This is a genomic window from Aminobacter sp. Piv2-1 (assembly GCF_037625995.1).
Taxonomy (GTDB): Bacteria; Pseudomonadota; Alphaproteobacteria; order Rhizobiales; family Rhizobiaceae; genus Aminobacter.
On record NZ_JARKMU010000005.1, the window covers coordinates 230,439 to 247,443 of the forward strand.

Annotated in this window: 23 protein-coding genes; 13 read left to right on the forward strand and 10 right to left on the reverse strand. The window is 65.3% G+C overall.

What is annotated here, in order from left to right; genetic code table 11:
• Positions 1 to 3: 3 nt before the first annotated feature.
• Both AmiPiv_RS11430 and AmiPiv_RS11435 read right to left on the reverse strand, forming a co-directional pair.
• Positions 4 to 774 carry an HpcH/HpaI aldolase family protein gene (locus AmiPiv_RS11430; RefSeq protein ID WP_340037572.1) on the reverse strand — a complete coding sequence of 257 codons (771 nt, stop codon included), beginning with the start codon at positions 772 to 774 and terminating at the stop codon, positions 4 to 6.
• Between the two features lie 107 nt (positions 775 to 881).
• Positions 882 to 1,202, reverse strand: coding sequence for a DUF1476 domain-containing protein (locus tag AmiPiv_RS11435; protein ID WP_340037574.1), 321 nt, complete (start codon positions 1,200 to 1,202; stop codon positions 882 to 884).
• A gap of 285 nt (positions 1,203 to 1,487) precedes the next feature.
• Here AmiPiv_RS11435 and purC point away from each other — a divergent pair, with 285 nt between their 5' ends.
• From purC to AmiPiv_RS11465, 6 genes are all read left to right on the forward strand, one after another.
• Complete coding sequence (purC, locus tag AmiPiv_RS11440) at positions 1,488 to 2,255, forward strand: phosphoribosylaminoimidazolesuccinocarboxamide synthase (protein WP_340037575.1); 768 nt, start codon at positions 1,488 to 1,490, stop codon at positions 2,253 to 2,255.
• Between the two features lie 74 nt (positions 2,256 to 2,329).
• Positions 2,330 to 2,572 (forward strand): phosphoribosylformylglycinamidine synthase subunit PurS, encoded by a 243-nt coding sequence (purS, locus tag AmiPiv_RS11445; protein ID WP_340037577.1) that lies wholly within the window; start codon positions 2,330 to 2,332, stop codon positions 2,570 to 2,572.
• Between the two features lie 19 nt (positions 2,573 to 2,591).
• Positions 2,592 to 2,825 carry a hypothetical protein gene (locus AmiPiv_RS11450; protein WP_055968981.1) on the forward strand — a complete coding sequence of 78 codons (234 nt, stop codon included), beginning with the start codon at positions 2,592 to 2,594 and terminating at the stop codon, positions 2,823 to 2,825.
• Complete coding sequence (gene purQ / locus AmiPiv_RS11455; protein ID WP_340037581.1) at positions 2,822 to 3,496, forward strand: phosphoribosylformylglycinamidine synthase subunit PurQ; 675 nt, start codon at positions 2,822 to 2,824, stop codon at positions 3,494 to 3,496. The genes AmiPiv_RS11450 and purQ overlap by 4 nt, the downstream gene beginning before the upstream one ends.
• Before the next feature lie 49 nt (positions 3,497 to 3,545).
• On the forward strand, positions 3,546 to 3,953 hold the full coding sequence (locus tag AmiPiv_RS11460) for a hypothetical protein (protein ID WP_340037582.1): 408 nt from the start codon (positions 3,546 to 3,548) through the stop codon (positions 3,951 to 3,953).
• A gap of 3 nt (positions 3,954 to 3,956) precedes the next feature.
• The gene (locus tag AmiPiv_RS11465; RefSeq protein WP_340037583.1) at positions 3,957 to 4,601 is read left to right on the forward strand and encodes a Pr6Pr family membrane protein; all 645 of its coding nucleotides are present in this window, start codon (positions 3,957 to 3,959) and stop codon (positions 4,599 to 4,601) included.
• A gap of 94 nt (positions 4,602 to 4,695) precedes the next feature.
• Here the strand turns inward: AmiPiv_RS11465 and AmiPiv_RS11470 are convergent, their stop codons facing one another.
• On the reverse strand, positions 4,696 to 4,926 hold the full coding sequence (locus AmiPiv_RS11470) for a DUF1127 domain-containing protein (RefSeq protein WP_340037585.1): 231 nt from the start codon (positions 4,924 to 4,926) through the stop codon (positions 4,696 to 4,698).
• Positions 4,927 to 4,994: 68 nt separating this feature from the next.
• On the opposite strand from AmiPiv_RS11470, the gene AmiPiv_RS11475 reads away from it, so the two are divergent.
• The 6 genes from AmiPiv_RS11475 (at position 4,995) to AmiPiv_RS11500 (ending at position 11,130) form a co-directional block, all read left to right on the forward strand.
• Entirely contained in the window at positions 4,995 to 6,410 is a 1,416-nt protein-coding gene (locus AmiPiv_RS11475; protein ID WP_340037586.1) for an aminotransferase-like domain-containing protein, read from the forward strand.
• Between the two features lie 136 nt (positions 6,411 to 6,546).
• Positions 6,547 to 8,772, forward strand: coding sequence for a phosphoribosylformylglycinamidine synthase subunit PurL (gene purL, locus AmiPiv_RS11480; protein WP_340037587.1), 2,226 nt, complete (start codon positions 6,547 to 6,549; stop codon positions 8,770 to 8,772).
• A gap of 14 nt (positions 8,773 to 8,786) precedes the next feature.
• Positions 8,787 to 9,020 carry a BolA family protein gene (locus AmiPiv_RS11485; protein ID WP_340037588.1) on the forward strand — a complete coding sequence of 78 codons (234 nt, stop codon included), beginning with the start codon at positions 8,787 to 8,789 and terminating at the stop codon, positions 9,018 to 9,020.
• A gap of 7 nt (positions 9,021 to 9,027) precedes the next feature.
• Complete coding sequence (locus tag AmiPiv_RS11490) at positions 9,028 to 9,255, forward strand: hypothetical protein (protein WP_340037589.1); 228 nt, start codon at positions 9,028 to 9,030, stop codon at positions 9,253 to 9,255.
• Positions 9,256 to 9,443: 188 nt separating this feature from the next.
• Positions 9,444 to 9,779, forward strand: a complete 336-nt coding sequence (grxD, locus tag AmiPiv_RS11495) for a Grx4 family monothiol glutaredoxin (protein ID WP_184697601.1) — start codon at positions 9,444 to 9,446, stop codon at positions 9,777 to 9,779.
• A 97-nt stretch (positions 9,780 to 9,876) separates the two neighbouring features.
• Complete coding sequence (locus AmiPiv_RS11500) at positions 9,877 to 11,130, forward strand: multidrug effflux MFS transporter (RefSeq protein ID WP_340037590.1); 1,254 nt, start codon at positions 9,877 to 9,879, stop codon at positions 11,128 to 11,130.
• 90 nt (positions 11,131 to 11,220) lie between these two features.
• Here the strand turns inward: AmiPiv_RS11500 and ttcA are convergent, their stop codons facing one another.
• The 4 genes from ttcA to AmiPiv_RS11520 all read right to left on the reverse strand — a co-directional run bounded on the left by ttcA (position 11,221) and on the right by AmiPiv_RS11520 (position 14,284).
• Positions 11,221 to 12,069: a tRNA 2-thiocytidine(32) synthetase TtcA gene (ttcA, locus tag AmiPiv_RS11505; RefSeq protein WP_340037591.1), complete on the reverse strand. Its 849-nt coding sequence runs from the start codon at positions 12,067 to 12,069 to the stop codon at positions 11,221 to 11,223.
• Between the two features lie 164 nt (positions 12,070 to 12,233).
• The gene (gene rpsD, locus AmiPiv_RS11510; RefSeq protein WP_340037592.1) at positions 12,234 to 12,851 is read right to left on the reverse strand and encodes a 30S ribosomal protein S4; all 618 of its coding nucleotides are present in this window, start codon (positions 12,849 to 12,851) and stop codon (positions 12,234 to 12,236) included.
• A gap of 223 nt (positions 12,852 to 13,074) precedes the next feature.
• Entirely contained in the window at positions 13,075 to 13,797 is a 723-nt protein-coding gene (locus AmiPiv_RS11515) for a 2OG-Fe(II) oxygenase (RefSeq protein ID WP_340037593.1), read from the reverse strand.
• Between the two features lie 76 nt (positions 13,798 to 13,873).
• Positions 13,874 to 14,284, reverse strand: coding sequence for a winged helix-turn-helix transcriptional regulator (locus AmiPiv_RS11520; protein WP_340037594.1), 411 nt, complete (start codon positions 14,282 to 14,284; stop codon positions 13,874 to 13,876).
• Between the two features lie 146 nt (positions 14,285 to 14,430).
• Between AmiPiv_RS11520 and AmiPiv_RS11525 the strand changes: the two genes are divergently transcribed.
• On the forward strand, positions 14,431 to 15,066 hold the full coding sequence (locus AmiPiv_RS11525; RefSeq protein ID WP_340037595.1) for an NAD(P)-dependent oxidoreductase: 636 nt from the start codon (positions 14,431 to 14,433) through the stop codon (positions 15,064 to 15,066).
• A 28-nt stretch (positions 15,067 to 15,094) separates the two neighbouring features.
• On the opposite strand, the gene AmiPiv_RS11530 is transcribed toward AmiPiv_RS11525, so the two are convergent.
• The 3 genes from AmiPiv_RS11530 to AmiPiv_RS11540 are packed head-to-tail and all read right to left on the reverse strand — an operon-like array spanning position 15,095 to position 16,994.
• Entirely contained in the window at positions 15,095 to 15,283 is a 189-nt protein-coding gene (locus tag AmiPiv_RS11530) for a DUF3008 family protein (RefSeq protein WP_340037596.1), read from the reverse strand.
• Between the two features lie 54 nt (positions 15,284 to 15,337).
• On the reverse strand, positions 15,338 to 16,120 hold the full coding sequence (gene murI / locus AmiPiv_RS11535) for a glutamate racemase (RefSeq protein WP_340037597.1): 783 nt from the start codon (positions 16,118 to 16,120) through the stop codon (positions 15,338 to 15,340).
• The gene (locus AmiPiv_RS11540; RefSeq protein ID WP_340037598.1) at positions 16,113 to 16,994 is read right to left on the reverse strand and encodes an RNA methyltransferase; all 882 of its coding nucleotides are present in this window, start codon (positions 16,992 to 16,994) and stop codon (positions 16,113 to 16,115) included. Before AmiPiv_RS11540 ends, murI begins: the two co-directional genes overlap by 8 nt.
• Between the last annotated feature and the right edge of the window lie 11 nt (positions 16,995 to 17,005).

The following is a 17,005-nucleotide window of genomic DNA, read 5'->3' on the forward strand; positions in this document are numbered from 1 at the left end:
CCGTCAGCCGATCGACTTCCTGAGATCGGCGAGCAACCCTGAGGCGCCAGCCGCAATCAGCTGTTGCTCCGACCCGGTGGCGAGCAGCTGGAAGCCCATCTCGACGAAGCGGCCGGCGATCGCCGGATTGGTGATGTAGATGCCGGCATGCTTGCCGGCGGCACGCGTGCGCCTCGCGACGTCGGCCACCGTCCCCATCATGGCCTCCAGCGTACCGTTGATCGTTTCGCCCTTGCTCCAGGCAATCGAGAAATCGCCCGGGCCAACGAAGATGCCGTCGATGCCAGGGGTCGCCAGGATGCCGTCGAGCGCGGCAACGGCGGCGTGGGTCTCGACCATGGCGAAGGACACCGTGCGGGCATTGCTCTCGTGCAGCCAGGCAACGGAATCCTTGCTGCCGTGGCGCGGCGCAGCATAGGTCGGCCCCCACGAACGTTCGCCGAGCGGCGGATATTTCATAGCGGCGGCAAAGCGCTGGGCGTCGTCGACCGAATTGACCATCGGCGCGATGACCGCCTCGGCACCGAAATCGAGCGCCCGGCTCGCCATGTCGAAGCGGCCGACCGGCACGCGCACCAGGGCATGCCTGCCCGCGCCCAGCACGGGTGCCAGCGAGCGCAGCACGCTGTCTTCATTGTGGCCGCCATGCTGCATGTCGAGCGTGACCGCGTCGAAACCCTGCCGCGCCAAGATCTCGACGGTGAGCGCATCCGGCACGCATGACCATGCGGTGAGGACGGTCTGGCCGGCGTTCAGTTTCTCGACGAGCGACATGTTCGGATCTCCTTCAAGCAGGCGCCATTTCAGCCGGAACCACGGCTCGGCGCAAACAAAAACCGCCCGGAATCCGGGCGGTTCGTTGGTCCAGCGCCAGGCTGAAATCAGCTGTTCTTGATCTCGTCGATCGCCTGCGCCATCAGCTCGTCCATGGTGCGACGGATCTGATGGTCGGACTGGTCGATGCCGGCGGCGTCGAAGTCGGCCCGGATCTTGCGGAACACGTCGTGATCGCCGGCTTCCTGGATGTCGGCGACGACGACTTCCTTGGCATAGGCCTCGGCGTCGGCGCCGGACTTGCCGAGCTTTTCAGCGGCCCAGAGGCCGAGCGTCTTGTTGCGCCGCGCATTGGCCTTGAAGCGCAGCTCTTCGTCGAAGACGAACTTGCGCTCGAAGCCTTCTTCGCGGTCCTTCATGGTGCTCATGGCAATCCTCCGAGCTCAGATGTTCGATTCGACTTCGGCCTTATGTACTGTCGCGTTTCTCAAACCAAAAGCCCATCGCCCGGTCAATATGCCTCTTTGGCACTGTTTCGGTGTTGCAGTGCGTCATTTCCGTACCAAAAGGCGTTGATTGGCCGGAAATGGTCATTGAGCAAAGGGCGCGATTGCGGTAGAGACCGGCCTTGAGACCCACAGCCGCCGCGGCTTTGCGGCGTGAGAAAGGGACCGGTGCTTGCCGACTGCCCTTCCAACCAGAGAAACAATCAAATGAAGTCACGCCGACGCATTTACGAAGGCAAGGCCAAGATCCTTTACGAAGGGCCTGAGCCGGGCACGCTGATCCAGTTCTTCAAGGACGACGCCACCGCCTTCAACAAGAAGAAGCATGAGGTGGTCGACGGCAAGGGCGTGCTGAACAACCGCATCTCCGAGCACATCTTCAACCACCTGAACCGCATGGGCATCCCGACCCACTTCATCCGCCGGCTCAACATGCGCGAGCAGCTGATCAAGGAAGTCGAGATCATCCCGCTCGAGGTGGTGGTGCGCAACGTCGCCGCCGGCTCGCTGGCAAAGCGCCTCGGCATCGAGGAAGGCACGGTGCTGCCGCGCTCGATCATCGAGTTCTACTACAAGGCCGACGCGCTCGACGACCCGATGGTCTCGGAAGAGCACATCACCGCCTTCGGCTGGGCGAGCCCGCAGGAAATCGACGACATCATGGCGCTGGCCATCCGCGTCAACGACTTCCTCTCCGGCCTGTTCATGGGCGTCGGCATCCAGCTCGTCGACTTCAAGATCGAGTGCGGCCGCCTGTTCGAGGGCGACATGATGCGCATCGTCGTCGCCGACGAGATCTCGCCCGACAGCTGCCGGCTGTGGGACGTGGCCACCCAGGACAAGCTGGACAAGGACCGCTTCCGCCGCGACATGGGCGGGCTGGTCGAGGCCTACCAGGAAGTGGCGCGCCGTCTCGGCATCATGAACGAGAACGAGGCGCCCCGCCCGACCGGGCCGGTTCTCGTCAAGCACTGACAGACATGAATCCCAGCGGGCGCGGCCAAGGTCGCGCCCGAATGTTTTCCAAGCCCACCCGGAGTGAAATTCCCGTGATCAAGGCCCGCGTCACCGTCACCCTCAAGAACGGCGTGCTCGACCCCCAAGGCAAGGCGATCGAACATGCGCTCGACGGCCTCGGCTTCGGCGGCATCGGTTCCGTGCGCCAGGGCAAGGTCTTCGACGTCGAGATCGACGGCAACGACCGCGCCAAGGCGGAAGCCGACCTCAACGCCATGTGCGAGAAGCTTCTGGCGAACACGGTGATCGAGAATTATAGTGTGACGCTTACCTGAGGTTGCACCGGAGGGTGAATTGCCTGAAGTCACCAACGAGCTGATGTACGAGCTTTTGAAGCGCGTTCACGGCGATCTCTCGGAGATGAAGTTCGACCTCCAGGAGATCAAGCGACGCATGACAGGTGCGGAAGAGGCGCTGGCCGGCGTGAACCGCAGACTGGATCGCCACGACGAACGGCTCGAACGCATCGAGCGCCGCCTAGAACTGCGTGAACTCGCCGAACCCCAGAGGCCTTACGAACCGAAATGAAATCAGCTGTCGTTCTCCTTCCCGGGCTCAACCGCGACCGCGACATGATTGCGGCGCTGACCAAGATTTCGGGCAAGGCTCCCGTCACCGTCTGGCAGACGGACACCGAGATCCCCGACGTCGACCTGATCGCCATTCCCGGCGGCTTCTCGTTCGGCGACTACCTGCGCTGCGGCGCGATCGCGGCCCACATGCCGGTGCTGCGCGCGGTGGCCGAGAAGGCAGCCAAGGGCGTGCAGGTGGTGGGCGTGTGCAACGGCTTCCAGATCCTGGTCGAAGCCGGCCTCCTGCCCGGCGCGCTGATGCGCAACACCTCGCTCAAGTTCGTCTGCCGCGAAGTGAAGCTCGAGATCGCCAACGCCAACACCGCCTTCACCCGCAACTATGCCGCCGGCCAGGTCATCCGCTGCCCGGTGGCGCACCACGACGGCAACTATTTCGCCGATCCCGAGACGCTCAAGCGCATCGAGGGCGACGGCCAGGTGGTGTTCCGCTATGCCGAAGGCACCAATCCGAACGGCTCGATCAACGATATTGCCGGCATCATCAACGACAAGGGCAACGTGCTCGGCCTGATGCCGCATCCGGAGAACCTGATCGAGGCGGCGCATGGCGGCAATGACGGCCGGGCGCTGTTCGAGGGCGCGCTCGGGCTGCCCAAGGCAGCCTGACGGCACATCGATTTTCCCAACCTCACCTGACGAAGGGCGGCATCGGCGCATGAAGTCTCTGCGGATTCTGGCGGCAACGGCCGCGGTCATCGGTCTCGCCGCCTGCAATTCGGGTCCGAAGACGCCGCCGCCGTCGGGTTCGGGCAAGAGCGCTTCGCTGCGCGCCATGGAACAGGTGGCGATCGCCGCCCACAAATGCTGGTTCGCCAGCAAGGACCAGGCCTTCAGGAAGTACCAGATGGCCAACGAGCTCAACAATTTCGGCGGCACGCCGCGCTTCCTGCTGGTGCCCGCCAAGCAGTACGGCGCCAAGCCGCTGCTGGTCGTGCAGGCGCGCGGCGCCTCCAGCCAGGTCGAGGTGTTCGGGCCGCTGATGAACGAGGCGCTCGGCGCGCGCATCGGCTCCGACATCGCCCGCTGGCGCGGCGGCGACACCTCCTGCGGCGGCACCGCCTGAGGCATGGCGCGCTGGCTGCAGATCGCGGGGCTTGCAATCGGCCTGGCCGCGCTGATCCTGCAGTTCGCGATCACCATGCCGGCCTCGATGGCGGCCGGCCGCAGCTTCTTCGGCTCCGTCGTCTTTTATTTCAGCTTCTTCACCATCCTGACCAATATCGGCGCGGTGCTGGTGCATCTCGCCTCGCTCCGCGGCGCAGGCACGGGCCTGCTTGGCCGCTTTTCGAGCGCACGGATGCGTGGCGGCGTGGCGGCGGCGATCGCCATGGTGATGATCGTCTATGTCACGGTGCTCGCGCCGCTGTGGCAGCCTGAGGGCCTGTTCCTGGTCTGCGACGTGCTGCTGCACTACGTGACGCCCGTCATCTACCTCCTCTGGTGGCTGACGGCGGGCGCCGACGGCTCGACCAGATGGGCCGACATCGGCTATTGGGTCGCCTATCCGGTGATCTATCTGGTCTACGCGCTGGCGCGCGCGCCGATCGCCGGCGAAGTGCCCTACCCCTTCCTCGACATCGCCGCCAACGGGGTGGCCGGCGTCGCCAGGTCGGCGCTTGCGATGACCATTCTGTTTCTCGTGCTGTGCGTCGCTGTGATTGTCGCAGACCGCAGCATTTCGAGCTTGCGGAGGGCCGCAAGGCCGAACTGACCTGCTTTGCCCAAAAGGGGTGGAGGCACAGGGGAGCGCCTCCACCCAGATCGGACCGCCAGTGGGTCGTGACGGTCCGCGACCATGGGAGTGGTCATTCGTAAAAGGGGCGAGACCCTTCGCGATAAGCATCGCAGCGCGAAATGCCGATGTCGGCGAGTTGCACGTCGGTAAGCTCCAGCAGGGCCATCCGGGTGCGCCGCCGCTCCATGCAAAACGCCAGCCATCGCACGAAGCGGCGAAGATGGTTGCGCTTCTCCTGCGGAGATGCACCTGCGGCCGCTCCGCCAATTGCATCAATTGTACTCATCTTTGAAATCCGCATTGTGTCTATTGGTGACAAACAATGCTATGAATTGACTCAATCTCGATAGCAATGTAGGAATTGTCACCATGACAATTTGGCTTCCCGATCTCTCGACCGGCTCCGGCCCGCTCTATCTGCGCCTCGCCGAGCGCATCGAGAGCGACATCGACAGCGGCGTGCTCGCCTCGGGCAGCAAGCTGCCGCCGCAGCGCGACCTCGCCTATGACATCGGCGTGACCATCGGCACCGTCGGCCGGGCCTATGCCCTGCTGCGCGAACGCGGACTGGTCAGCGGCGAAGTCGGCCGCGGCACCTATGTGCTGGAGCGGCACGGCAGCCGGCCCTCCCCGAGCGCGCCGCAGACGCTGGCCCATGAAGGATCGCGCGCGGTCGAAGCCCCGCCCGGCAAGCTGCGTTTCGACAGTACGGCCGCACCCAATGTCGGACAGAACAAGACGATCGAGACAATCCTGGCAGCGATCGGCCGGGACAATCCCGACGACGTGACGAGCTACACCAGGACCTTCCCGGACCATTGGTTCGAGGCGGGCAGCAACTGGCTGTCGCGCAACGGCTTTCGCCCCTCGCCCGAAACGATCGTGCCGACGCTCGGCGCGCATGCGGCCGTCGTCGCCACCATCGCGGCGGTGACGCAGCCGGGCGATCACATCCTGTTCGAACATGTGACCTATACGCAGATCGCACGCAGCGCCGGGCTGATCGGCCGGCGCATGGCGCTGGTCAATTCGGACGCGCATGGCGTCGATCCCGACGACTTCGAGGCGGTCTGCGCGCAGAAGCACCCCAAGCTGGCGTTCCTGATGCCGACGGCGCAGAACCCCACCGTCGCGACGATGCCGGCCGAGCGGCGCGCGGCGATCGCCGAGATCGCCCGCAAGTACAACGTGCTCCTGGTCGAGGACGACCTCTACGGCGCGCTGACCGACGATGCGACGCCGCTTCTGGCCGAGTTCGCGCCGGAGCGCGCCTTCGTCGTCGGCGGCCTGTCGAAATCGGTGGCGGCCGGCGTGCGCGGCGGCTGGGTTTCGTGCCCGACGCATTACCGCCACAGCATCCGTGTCGCCCACAAGATGGTGACCGGCGGCATGCCGTTCCTTTTGGCCGAACTCTGCGCGCAACTCGTGCTGTCGGGCGAAGCCTCCGCCATTCGCGGCCGCTCGATCGCCGAAATCAATGCCCGCCTGGATGCCGTGCGCAGGACACTCGACGGGTATGATTTCAACATCACTGCCAACATCCCCTTCGTCTGGCTGGCACTGCCGGAACCGTGGAATTCGGGCACCTTCAAGAATGCCGCCTATGGCCAGGGCGTGCTGATCGACGACGAGGACGAGTTCAAGGCGGGACGCTCGGACCAGGTGTTCCACCGGGTCAGGATCGGCATATCCGCGCCTGGTACGCGCAGCGAAGTGGGCAACGGGCTGGCCAAGATCCGCCAGTTGCTCGACGAGGGGGACGCCGGGTACGACAGTTTCGGCTGAGGCCGGCCGTATCCCGCGCCCAAAGGTCCGTTTCCCCGCCATAAAGGGTGACTTTCTGGCCATTGGCGGTATATCCCGGGCCAATCATGCGCTATGGAGCCACCAACGCCTCCCCCAACGGATTCTGCGATCTACGATGACCATTCAGAATGACGTGAAGATCACCGGCGAACTCATCGCCGCGCACGGGCTCAAGCCGGACGAATATCAGCGCATACTCGACCTCGTCGGACGCGAACCGACCTTCACCGAGCTCGGCATCTTCTCGGCGATGTGGAACGAGCACTGCTCCTACAAATCGTCGAAGAAGTGGCTGCGGACGCTGCCGACCAAGGGCGACGTCGTCATCCAGGGCCCCGGCGAAAACGCCGGCGTGGTCGACATCGGCGATGGCGACTGCGTGGTCTTCAAGATGGAGAGCCACAACCACCCCTCCTACATCGAGCCCTACCAGGGGGCCGCGACCGGCGTTGGCGGCATCCTGCGCGACGTCTTCACCATGGGCGCCCGCCCCGTCGCTTCGATGAACGCGCTGCGCTTCGGCGCGCCCGACCACCCCAAGACCCGCCACCTGGTTTCGGGCGTGGTCGCCGGCGTCGGCGGCTACGGCAACGCCTTCGGCGTGCCGACCGTCGGCGGCGAAGTGAACTTCGACGCCCGCTACAACGGCAACATCCTGGTCAACGCCTTTGCCGCCGGCCTTGCCAGGACCGACGGCATCTTCCTGTCGCAGGCCAAGGGTGTCGGCCTGCCGGTCGTCTATCTCGGCGCCAAGACCGGCCGCGACGGCGTCGGCGGCGCGACCATGGCCTCAGCCGAGTTCGACGACAAGATCGACGAGAAGCGCCCGACCGTGCAGGTGGGCGATCCGTTCACCGAGAAGTGCCTGCTCGAAGCCTGCCTCGAACTGATGGCCTCGGGCGCCGTCATCGCCATCCAGGACATGGGTGCCGCGGGCCTCACCTGCTCGGCCGTCGAGATGGGCGCCAAGGGCGACCTCGGCATCGAACTCGACCTCGACAAGGTGCCGGTGCGCGAAGAGCGCATGAGCGCCTACGAGATGATGCTGTCGGAGAGCCAGGAGCGCATGCTCATGGTGCTGCGGCCCGAAAAGGAAGAGGAAGCCGAGGCGATCTTCGTCAAGTGGGGCCTCGACTTCGCCATCGTCGGCAAGACCACCGACGATTTGCGCTTCCGCGTCATCCACCAGGGCACGGAAGTGGCCAACCTGCCGATCAAGGAACTCGGCGACGAGGCGCCGGAATACGACCGTCCGTGGGTCGAGCCGGCCAAGCGCGCGCCGCTCGCCGCCGACGATGTCCCTCAATCTGACGTGGCCGACGCGCTCTTGAAGATGCTCGGCGGGCCTGACCTGTCGTCGCGCCGCTGGGTCTACGAGCAGTACGACACGATGATCCAGGGCAACTCGCTGCAGCGGCCGGGCGGCGACGCCGGTGTGGTGCGCGTCGAGGGCCATGCCACCAAGGCGCTGGCGTTCTCGTCCGACGTCACCCCGCGCTATTGCGAGGCCGACCCCTACGAGGGCGGCAAGCAGGCGGTGGCCGAATGCTGGCGCAACCTGACCGCGACCGGTGCTGTGCCGCTGGCTGCCACCGACAACCTCAATTTCGGCAACCCCGAGCGCCCCGAGATCATGGGCCAGTTCGTCAAGGCGGTGACCGGCATCGGCGACGCCTGCCGGGCGCTCGGCTTCCCGATCGTCTCTGGCAACGTCTCCCTCTACAACGAGACCAACGGGCAAGGCATCCTGCCGACGCCGACCATCGGCGGCGTCGGCCTGATCGACGACTGGTCGAAGATGGCCAAGGCCTGCTTCGCCAAGGAAGGCGAAGTGATCCTCTTGGTCGGCGGCCCGGCCAAGTGGGGCACCCACCTCGCCCAGTCGATCTACATGCGCGACATCCATGGCCGCAGCGACGGCCCGCCGCCAGCCGTCGACCTCGAACACGAGAAGACGGTCGGCGACTTCGTGCGCAAGCTCATCCGCAGCGGCACGGCCACCGCCGTGCACGACCTGTCGGATGGCGGGCTTGCGGTTGCACTCGCCGAAATGGCGATGGCCTCGGGCATCGGTGCTGTCGTTCCCGGCCTCAGCGGCACCGATCCGATCCCGGTGTTCTTCGGCGAGGACCAGGGCCGCTACCTGGTCACCGTCAAGCTTGACCCGCAGTCGGCCGAGATGCAGGAATTGTGGAACGAAGCCAAGGCGCTCGGCATCCACGCTCCGTGGATCGGGACGACCGGCGGCAAGGAACTGAAGCTGGGCGAGGCGCGGGCCGTGACGATCGACGAGTTGACCTCGGCTCACGAATCCTGGTTCCCTCGCTTCATGGATATCTGAGCAGGACAACCGACATGGCAATGGATGCCCACGACATCGAGAAACTGATCAAGGAAGGCATTCCGGACGCCAAGGTGACCATCCGCGACCTCGCCGGCGACGGTGACCACTACGCAGCCGAGGTCGTTTCGGAGAGCTTCCGCGGCAAGAGCCGCGTGCAGCAGCACCAGATGGTCTACGACGCGCTGAAGGGCAACATGGGCGGCGTGCTGCACGCACTCGCCCTGCAGACCAGCGTCCCGGAGTGATCGCGTCATGTCGTTGCTGAGCGACCTGGTCGAGGGCGTCGTCGACGGCGCGCTCAAGGATATCCTGCGGAAGTCCTCGAGCACGTCGAAGCGCACGCGCCGGCGCAAGCGGACGGCGTCTTCGGGTTCGGCGACGCTGCGCCAGATCGAGAAGCTTCTGAGGCCAGCCAAGAAGCAGACGAGCCGCAAGCGCACCACGCGCGCCCGCTCGAAGGTCCGCCGGCGCGGCTACTGAGCGGCAGAAAAACGGCCGGCCGGGCGCATCTGACGGCAGGACCGGCATGATTGGCGCACGGCCGTGCACTTTTCCGGATTGGCGCAAGGCTTGGAAAGTTCGACTGTTGCAACCACATAGTGGCTGATGCTAGCAGTCTAACGGATATTGCCGGTGCGTCAGTCCGGCCAGATTGAGGTTTTGGGCCCATGAGCGGAATCAACGAATACATCGACAGCGAAGTGAAGAGCCAGGACGTCGTGGTCTTCATGAAGGGAACGCCCGGCTTCCCGCAGTGCGGCTTTTCCGGCCAGGTCGTGCAGATCCTCGACTATCTCGGCGTCGACTACAAAGGCGTCAACGTGCTGACCTCGAACGAGCTTCGCCAGGGCATCAAGGACTATTCCAACTGGCCGACCATCCCGCAGCTCTACGTCAAGGGCGAGTTCGTCGGCGGTTGCGACATCATCCGCGAGATGTTCCAGGCCGGCGAACTGCAGTCGTTCCTCCAAGAGAAGGGCGTGAGCGTCAAGGGCGCCGCCTGATCGGCTGACAAGACCATCGGCTCCGGTCCATTCGGGGCTCACCGCAGCTGAGATGCGCCGGCACTCCGGCGCATTTTCGTTTGGACCGGATTCGACGATGGAACAGAAGAATACCCAGGACGCGATCGACGCGCTGTTTCCCCTGCCCCGCTGGGAGTTCATCGCGATCTGCGCCGCGCTGATGGCGGTCAACGCGCTTGCAATCGATATCATGCTGCCGGCGCTGCAGCAGATGGGCGCGAGCCTCGGGGTCGAGAGCGAGAACCACCGGCAGTTCGTCATCACCGCCTACATCGCCGGCATGGGGCTGGCGCTGCTGTTCTACGGGCCTGCGTCGGACCGTTTCGGCCGCCGCAAGCCGCTGCTGTTCGGGCTTTCCATCTACGTCGTGGCGGCGTTTGCCGCGGCCTTCGCGCCGACCTTCGAGAGCCTGCTGGCGCTACGCTTCATCCAGGGCATCGGTGCCGCCTCGACGCGCGTCATCGCCATCTCGGTGGTGCGCGACCGCTACGGCGGGAGGCAGATGGCCGAGATCATGTCGCTGGTGTTCATGGTCTTCATGATCATTCCGGTGATCGCGCCGGGCCTCGGCCAGCTCGTCATGCTGTTCTCCGAGTGGCACATGATCTTCATCATCATGTCGCTGATCGCGCTCGCGATCACGCTGTGGGCAGCACTCCGCCTGCCCGAGACCATGCATCCCGAGGACCGCAGGCCGCTCAGCATCATGTCCATCGCCCAGGGCTTCCGCATCGTGCTGACGACCCGGGTGTCGCTGTTCTACACGCTCGCCTCGATGATCATCTTCGGGTCGCTGTTCGGCTTCATCAATTCCGCGCAGCAGGTCTATGTCGGCATCTACGGGCTCGGCGTGTGGTTCCCGGTGGTGTTCGCCGCCATCGCGGCGTTGATGTCGGTGTCGTCGTTCCTCAATTCCCGGCTGGTCGTGAAGATCGGCATGCGCCGGCTGTCGCACGGCGCGCTGCTCGGCTTCCTTGCGGTCAGCGCCGTCTGGTTCGCCTGGTCGCTGACCGGCTGGGTGCCCTTCCCCGTGTTCGTGGCCCTGTTTGCGGCGGCGATGTTCCAGTTCGGCTGGATCGGCTCGAACTTCAACGCGATCGCCATGGAGCCGCTGGGGCACCTCGCCGGAACGGCCTCATCGGTGCAGGGTTTCCTGCAGACGGTGGGCGGCGGGCTGATCGGCGCGCTGATCGGCCAGGCATTCGACGGCACCGTCAGGCCGCTGGCCGCCGGCTACTGCAGCGTGGCGCTTCTCGGCCTGGTCATGGTGCTGATCGCCGAACGCGGCAGGCTGTTCGGGGCGCCGAACGCGCCGAAAGCGCCGCACTGACGGCGCAGGCGCTTGCTGCACAACGACAAAACCCCATCCCGAGGACATCGGGATGGGGTTTTTCATTTGGTGCCATGATTGCAGCGGCGATCAGGCGCCGAGCGCCAGCCCGGCGAAATCGAAGAGCTTGCGGTCGAGCATGTGCGACGGCCGCACATTGGCGAGCGCGCGGATCATCGTGTCCTTGCGGCCTGGCATGCGGCGCTCGATGTCGTCGAGCATCGCCTTCATGGCGTTGCGCTGGAGCCCTTCCTGGCTGCCGCAGAGGTCGCAAGGGATGATCGGGAACTTCATGGCGTCGGCGAACCTGGCCATGTCGGCTTCGGCGCAGAGGGCCAGCGGGCGGAGCACCATGACGTCGCCCTCGTCGTTGAGGAGCTTGGGCGGCATGGCGGCGAGGCGGCCACCGTGGAACAGGTTCATGAAGAAGGTCTCGAGGATGTCCTCGCGGTGGTGGCCGAGCACCAGCGACGAGCAGCCCTCCTCGCGCGCAATGCGATAGAGGTGCCCTCGCCTCAGGCGCGAGCACAGCGAGCAGTAGGTACTGCCCTCGGCGAGCTTGTCGGTGACGATGGAATAGGTGTCGCGATATTCGATGCGGTGGGCGATGCCATTGGCATTGAGATAGTCGGGCAGCACGTTCTTGGGGAAGTTCGGCTGGCCCTGGTCGAGGTTGCAGGCGAGCAGCTCGACCGGCAGCAGGCCGCGCCATTTGAGATCGAGCAGGATGGCGAGCAGGCCGTAGGAATCCTTGCCGCCCGACAGCGCCACCAGCCAGCGCTCGCCCGGCTTGGCCATGGCGTAGTCCTCGATGGCCTGCCGCGTCAGGCGCAGCAGGCGCTTGCGCAGCTTGTTGAACTCCACAGACGAAGGCGCGTCGCGATAGAGCGGGAAGGCGATTTCCGGCTCGGCCAGCGCGTCCTGTTCGTGAATGCCCATCGGTCCGGTCCTCAAAACTCCGCGGGCGGCCAAACTCCGGTGGCCCGTCGCCTGCGGTATTCCGCAAATCGCGGTTCGGCGCAAGACGCACCCGGAGCCCGCCGCAAACGAAAAGAGCGGCCGTTGCCGGCCGCTCTCCGAAATTCGATGCTGATCCCGAAGGATTAGCGCGAATAGAATTCGACGACGAGGTTCGGCTCCATCTGGACGGCGAACGGCACGTCCGACAGGCCCGGAACGCGAGCGAAGGTCGCGACCATCTTGTTGTGGTCGACTTCGATGTAGTCCGGAACGTCACGCTCGGCGAGAGCAACGGACTCGAGCACGATCACCAGCTGCTTCGACTTCTCGCGGACCTCGATCACGTCGCCAGCCTTGCAGCGGTAGGACGAGATGTTGGTGCGCTTGCCGTTGACGTTGACGTGGCCGTGGTTGACGAACTGACGGGCGGCGAAAATGGTCGGCACGAACTTGGCGCGGTAAACGACCGCATCCAGGCGCGACTCGAGCAGGCCGATCAGGTTCTCGGAGGTGTCGCCCTTGCGGCGGTTGGCCTCTTCGTAGGTCTTGCGGAACTGCTTCTCGGAAACGTCACCGTAGTGACCCTTCAGCTTCTGCTTGGCGCGCAGCTGCAGACCGAAGTCCGAGAGCTTGCCCTTGCGGCGCTGGCCGTGCTGGCCGGGGCCGTATTCACGCTTGTTGACCGGGGACTTCGGGCGGCCCCAGATGTTCTCGCCAAGACGGCGATCGATTTTGTACTTAGCGGATTCGCGCTTGCTCATCGCATTTCCCTTCAAAACGTTGCACCCGGAACTTCACGTTCCAGGCGAGGAAAACGCGCCCTCCTCTGGCCCCCGTTTTCGGGACCTGACAGGACCTTCCACGCACGCTTTGCGGAAAAGGTCCACGGGACACGTCAAATGAAACACCGGGCGTTTCGGCCCGGCGTTGGCGGCTAACTAGGGGAAACGGCCGGGATTGTCAACGCTGCAGGCCGCAGCCGGCTCACTTCGCGTCGTGGAAGATGATGCCGAGGGTGAAACGCTCGCCCGAGCGGATGCGGCTGACGCCGTGGCGCATCCTTACCCGGTAGTCGCCGCGGCTTCCAGCCTTGGGCCGGTCGTTGACGGCAAACAGCGCGCCACAGCCCATGCGCAGCGGCACGACCTCGGCGCGCGACTGCATGCGCGGACGCTGCTCGGTCATGACGAATTCGCCGCCGTCGAACTCGTCGCCCGGCTCGCTCAGGAGAATCACCAGCTGCACCGGAAAGAGATGGGCGCCGTAGACATCCTGATGCAGGCAGTTGTAGTCGCCAGCGCCATATTTGAGCAGCAGCGGCGTCGGCCTCGCCTGGCCGTCGGCATGGCATTCGGCGAGGAAGGCGTCGAGCTCGGGCGGATAGCGGCGCGCGATGCCCATGCGCTCGTTCCACTGGTTGGCGAAAGGCGCAAGCCGCTCGTAGAAGGCGTGGCGTAGCGCCGAGATAGCGTCCGGCAGCGGATTGGCGAAGTATTTGTATTCGCCCGAACCGAAGCCGTGGCGCGGCATGACGATGCGGCTGCGGAAATGCTGGTCGTCGTCGTAAAGCGCCCGCAGTTCACGACACGTCTCGCGGTCGAGCAACGGGCCTGTAGGGGCAACGCCGAACTCGTCGAGTTCACCAAGGATGCGGTCCCAATCAAGGTTTTCGACTATGTCCGGTGCCTGCATGCGACGGGCGTCCATCCGCTTCACTCCTCTCAGCTTCGCCGTGAGGTTAGGAGCCGAACGCGAGCGCCGCATTCCGATTCATGCGCTGCGATCAGCCGGTCGCGTCGAAAGCCTCGCGAGCGCAGCGCATCTGGTCGCGGTTGGTGGCGGCCCAGCTGCCGAGCGCACCGATGGGCACGGCGATCGACTGGCCGAGCTCGGTCAGCCCGTATTCCACCTCCGGCGGCGTCGTCGGGCGCACGGTGCGGCGCACCAGCCCGTCACGTTCGAGCGAGCGCAGCGTCACCGTCAGCATGCGCTGGGAAATGCCCTCGATCGCCCGCTTCAGCGCGTTGAAGCGCACCGGCTGCTCCTGCAGGTTGATGATGACCATCAGGCTCCAGGTGTCGCCGACACGATCCAGCACATCGCGTATCGGACAGCTGCGGCCGTCGCTTTCGAAGCCGGGCGTGGCGTGCAGCAGCGGGGCTGCCGTCTCCCTGGGCCTGGCGGAGGCGTTCATGCGGTTCTCTCCGGGTAACCTGGGCACGAAATCATGCGTTCTTTTCGGGTCTTCGCGTCGAGTCTATATGGTTATCGTTGGTAACCTGATTACAGATCATACCTGCTTTGCCGTGCAAAGGCAAAGCGGCGCGAAGGAGAACAAGCATGAAGATCGCACTCATCGGCGCATCCGGATTCGTCGGCGGCGCAGTGCTCAAGGAAGCCGCCTCGCGCGGCCACAAGGTAACGGCAATCGTCCGCAAGCCCGAGAAGGTGGCCAAGCTGGATGGCGTGAATGCCATGAAAGCCGACATCACCGACGCCGACGCACTGAACGCGGCCATCGCCGGCAGCGACGTCGTCGTTTCGGCCTTCAACGGCGGATGGGGCGACCCGGAGATCTATGACAAGCATCTCGCCGGATCGAAGGCGGTCGCTGCGGCTGCCAAGGCCGCCGGCAAGCGCATCGTCATCATCGGGGGCGCCGGCAGCCTGGAGATCGGCGGCAAACAGCTGGTCGACAGCCCCGAATTTCCGGCCGAATACAAGGACGGCGCGCGCGCCGCACGCGACGCGCTCGCGGCTTTGCGCGGCCAGACCGGTCTCGAATGGTCGTTCGTCTCGCCCGCGATCCATCTTGCGCCGGGCAAGCGAACCGGAAAGTTCCGCCTCGGGGCCGATCAGCCGGTCTTCGATGCGGACGGCCAGAGCCACATTTCGGTCGAGGACCTGGCCGTCGCGATCGTCGACGAGGCGGAGGCGCCGCAACACACGGGCAAGCGCTTCACCGCGGGCTACTGAGGGCGCATCGAAACAGGGTCTGGCGGGCTCAGTGCTTGGCCTTGTGCTCCGGCAGACCCTTGTGTTTCGTCTCGGCGAACTCCTCGAGTTCCTTCTCGGTCATCGTTGCGTACATTTCCTTCGAGGCGCCGAAGAGTTCGCTCTTCTCGATCTCGCCGCGCTTGGCGGCTAGCGCCGCGCCGGCGGCCTTCTGCTGGGCCCTGGATGCGGCAGGCATGTCGCATCTCCTTTCGCTGAGCAACGGAAACGCCCGCCGGGAGCCGATGTCCGCTCAGACCGTCAGGCCAAAGCCCTGCATGAGGCGGCGCGTGGCGAAATCGGCCCTGCCCGAGGTGAAGACGGCAAGGTCGGGTTCGACCGGCCGCGTCGCCTGCGAACCATTGAGCAGCGACAGGGCCCGCCGCGCGATCGCCTCGGCCGGATCGATCCAGTCGACCGGCCAGGGCGCGGTCTTGCGCATGCGGTTGACCAGGAACGGATAGTGGGTGCAGGCGAGCACGACGATGTCGGTGCGCCGGCCGTCCTGCTCGACGAAGCACGGGGCGATCTCCTCGGCGACGGCCTGCTCGTCGACGAAGCCCTCGCGCATGTAGGTCTCAGCGAGGGCCGCCAGCTTCTGGCTGCCGACGAGCCGGACATGGCACTTGGACGCCCACTGGGTGATGAGGTCGCGGGTATATTGCCGCTTCACCGTGCCGGGCGTGGCCAGCACCGACACGAGGCCCGAGCGGGTGCGCTCGGCCGCCGGCTTGATCGCCGGCACGGTGCCGACGAAGGGATGGCCGGGGAAGCGCTCGCGGATCGCCTCGATGACCAGCGTGGACGCGGTGTTGCAGGGGATGACCGACAGCTCCGGCTTGAAGCGTTCGAGCAGTTCGGCAAACAGGCCGAGGATGCGCTGCTTCAGCGCCGGCTCTTCCCAATTGCCATAGGGAAAGGCGGCGTCGTCGGCGACATAGACGAAGCGACGGTCGGGCATGAGCACGCGCGCCTCGCGCAGCACGGTCAGTCCCCCGATGCCCGAATCGAACATCAGGATCGGGCGGTCAGTCATTGTCGAGCCCCTTGCCGCCGACTGGCGGCGTGTCGTCGTCGTCATTGTCCGAGCCAGCCACGTGCGCGGCATGGTCGACTTTCGCCTTGCGCTCGGGATAGCCGGCGCCACGCGGCTCCTTGGGCGAGAAATAGTCGAGCGAGGCTACGACGCCGCGCAGAACCTTGAGTTCGGGCTCGTGGAAACCGGCCCGGGTCAAAACGGCACGCAAATTGTCCACCATCTTCGGCTTCTTGGCCGCCGGACGGAAATAGCCGCGGGATTCGAGCGCGGCTTCGAGATGGTCGAACAGGCCCTGCAACTGCTGCTTGGTCGCGGGCATCATCTCCGGACCGGAGAAATTGGTCCTGGTCTCGTCCTCCAGCCCCGACTTCATCCACTCGTAGGACATGAGCAGCACCGCCTGGGCGATGTTGAGCGAGGAAAAGCCGGGATCGACCGGGAAGGTGACGATCTCGTCGGCGAGGCCGACCTCCTCGTTGTAGAGGCCGAAGCGCTCGCGCCCGAACAGGATGCCGGTGCGCTGGCCGGAAACGCAGCGCGCCCTGAGCGCCCTGCCCGCCTCGACCGGACCGCGCACTTCCTTGAAGCCGTCGCGCTCGCGCGCAGTGGTGGCGAAGACGAAATTCAGGTCGGCAATCGCCGAAGCGAGGTCGGGGAAGACCACGACGCCGTCGATGACATGGTCGGCGCGGCTGGCAGCCGCCCGCGCCTTCTCGTTCGGCCAGCCGTCGCGCGGATTGACGAGCCTGAGTTCGGTGACGCCGAAATTGGCCATGGCGCGCGCCACCATGCCGATGTTTTCGCCGAGCTGCGGCTCGACGAGGATGATGACGGGCGCGGCGGATGGCTGGGGTGCTTCTGTGGCGGACATGGATGCGATTG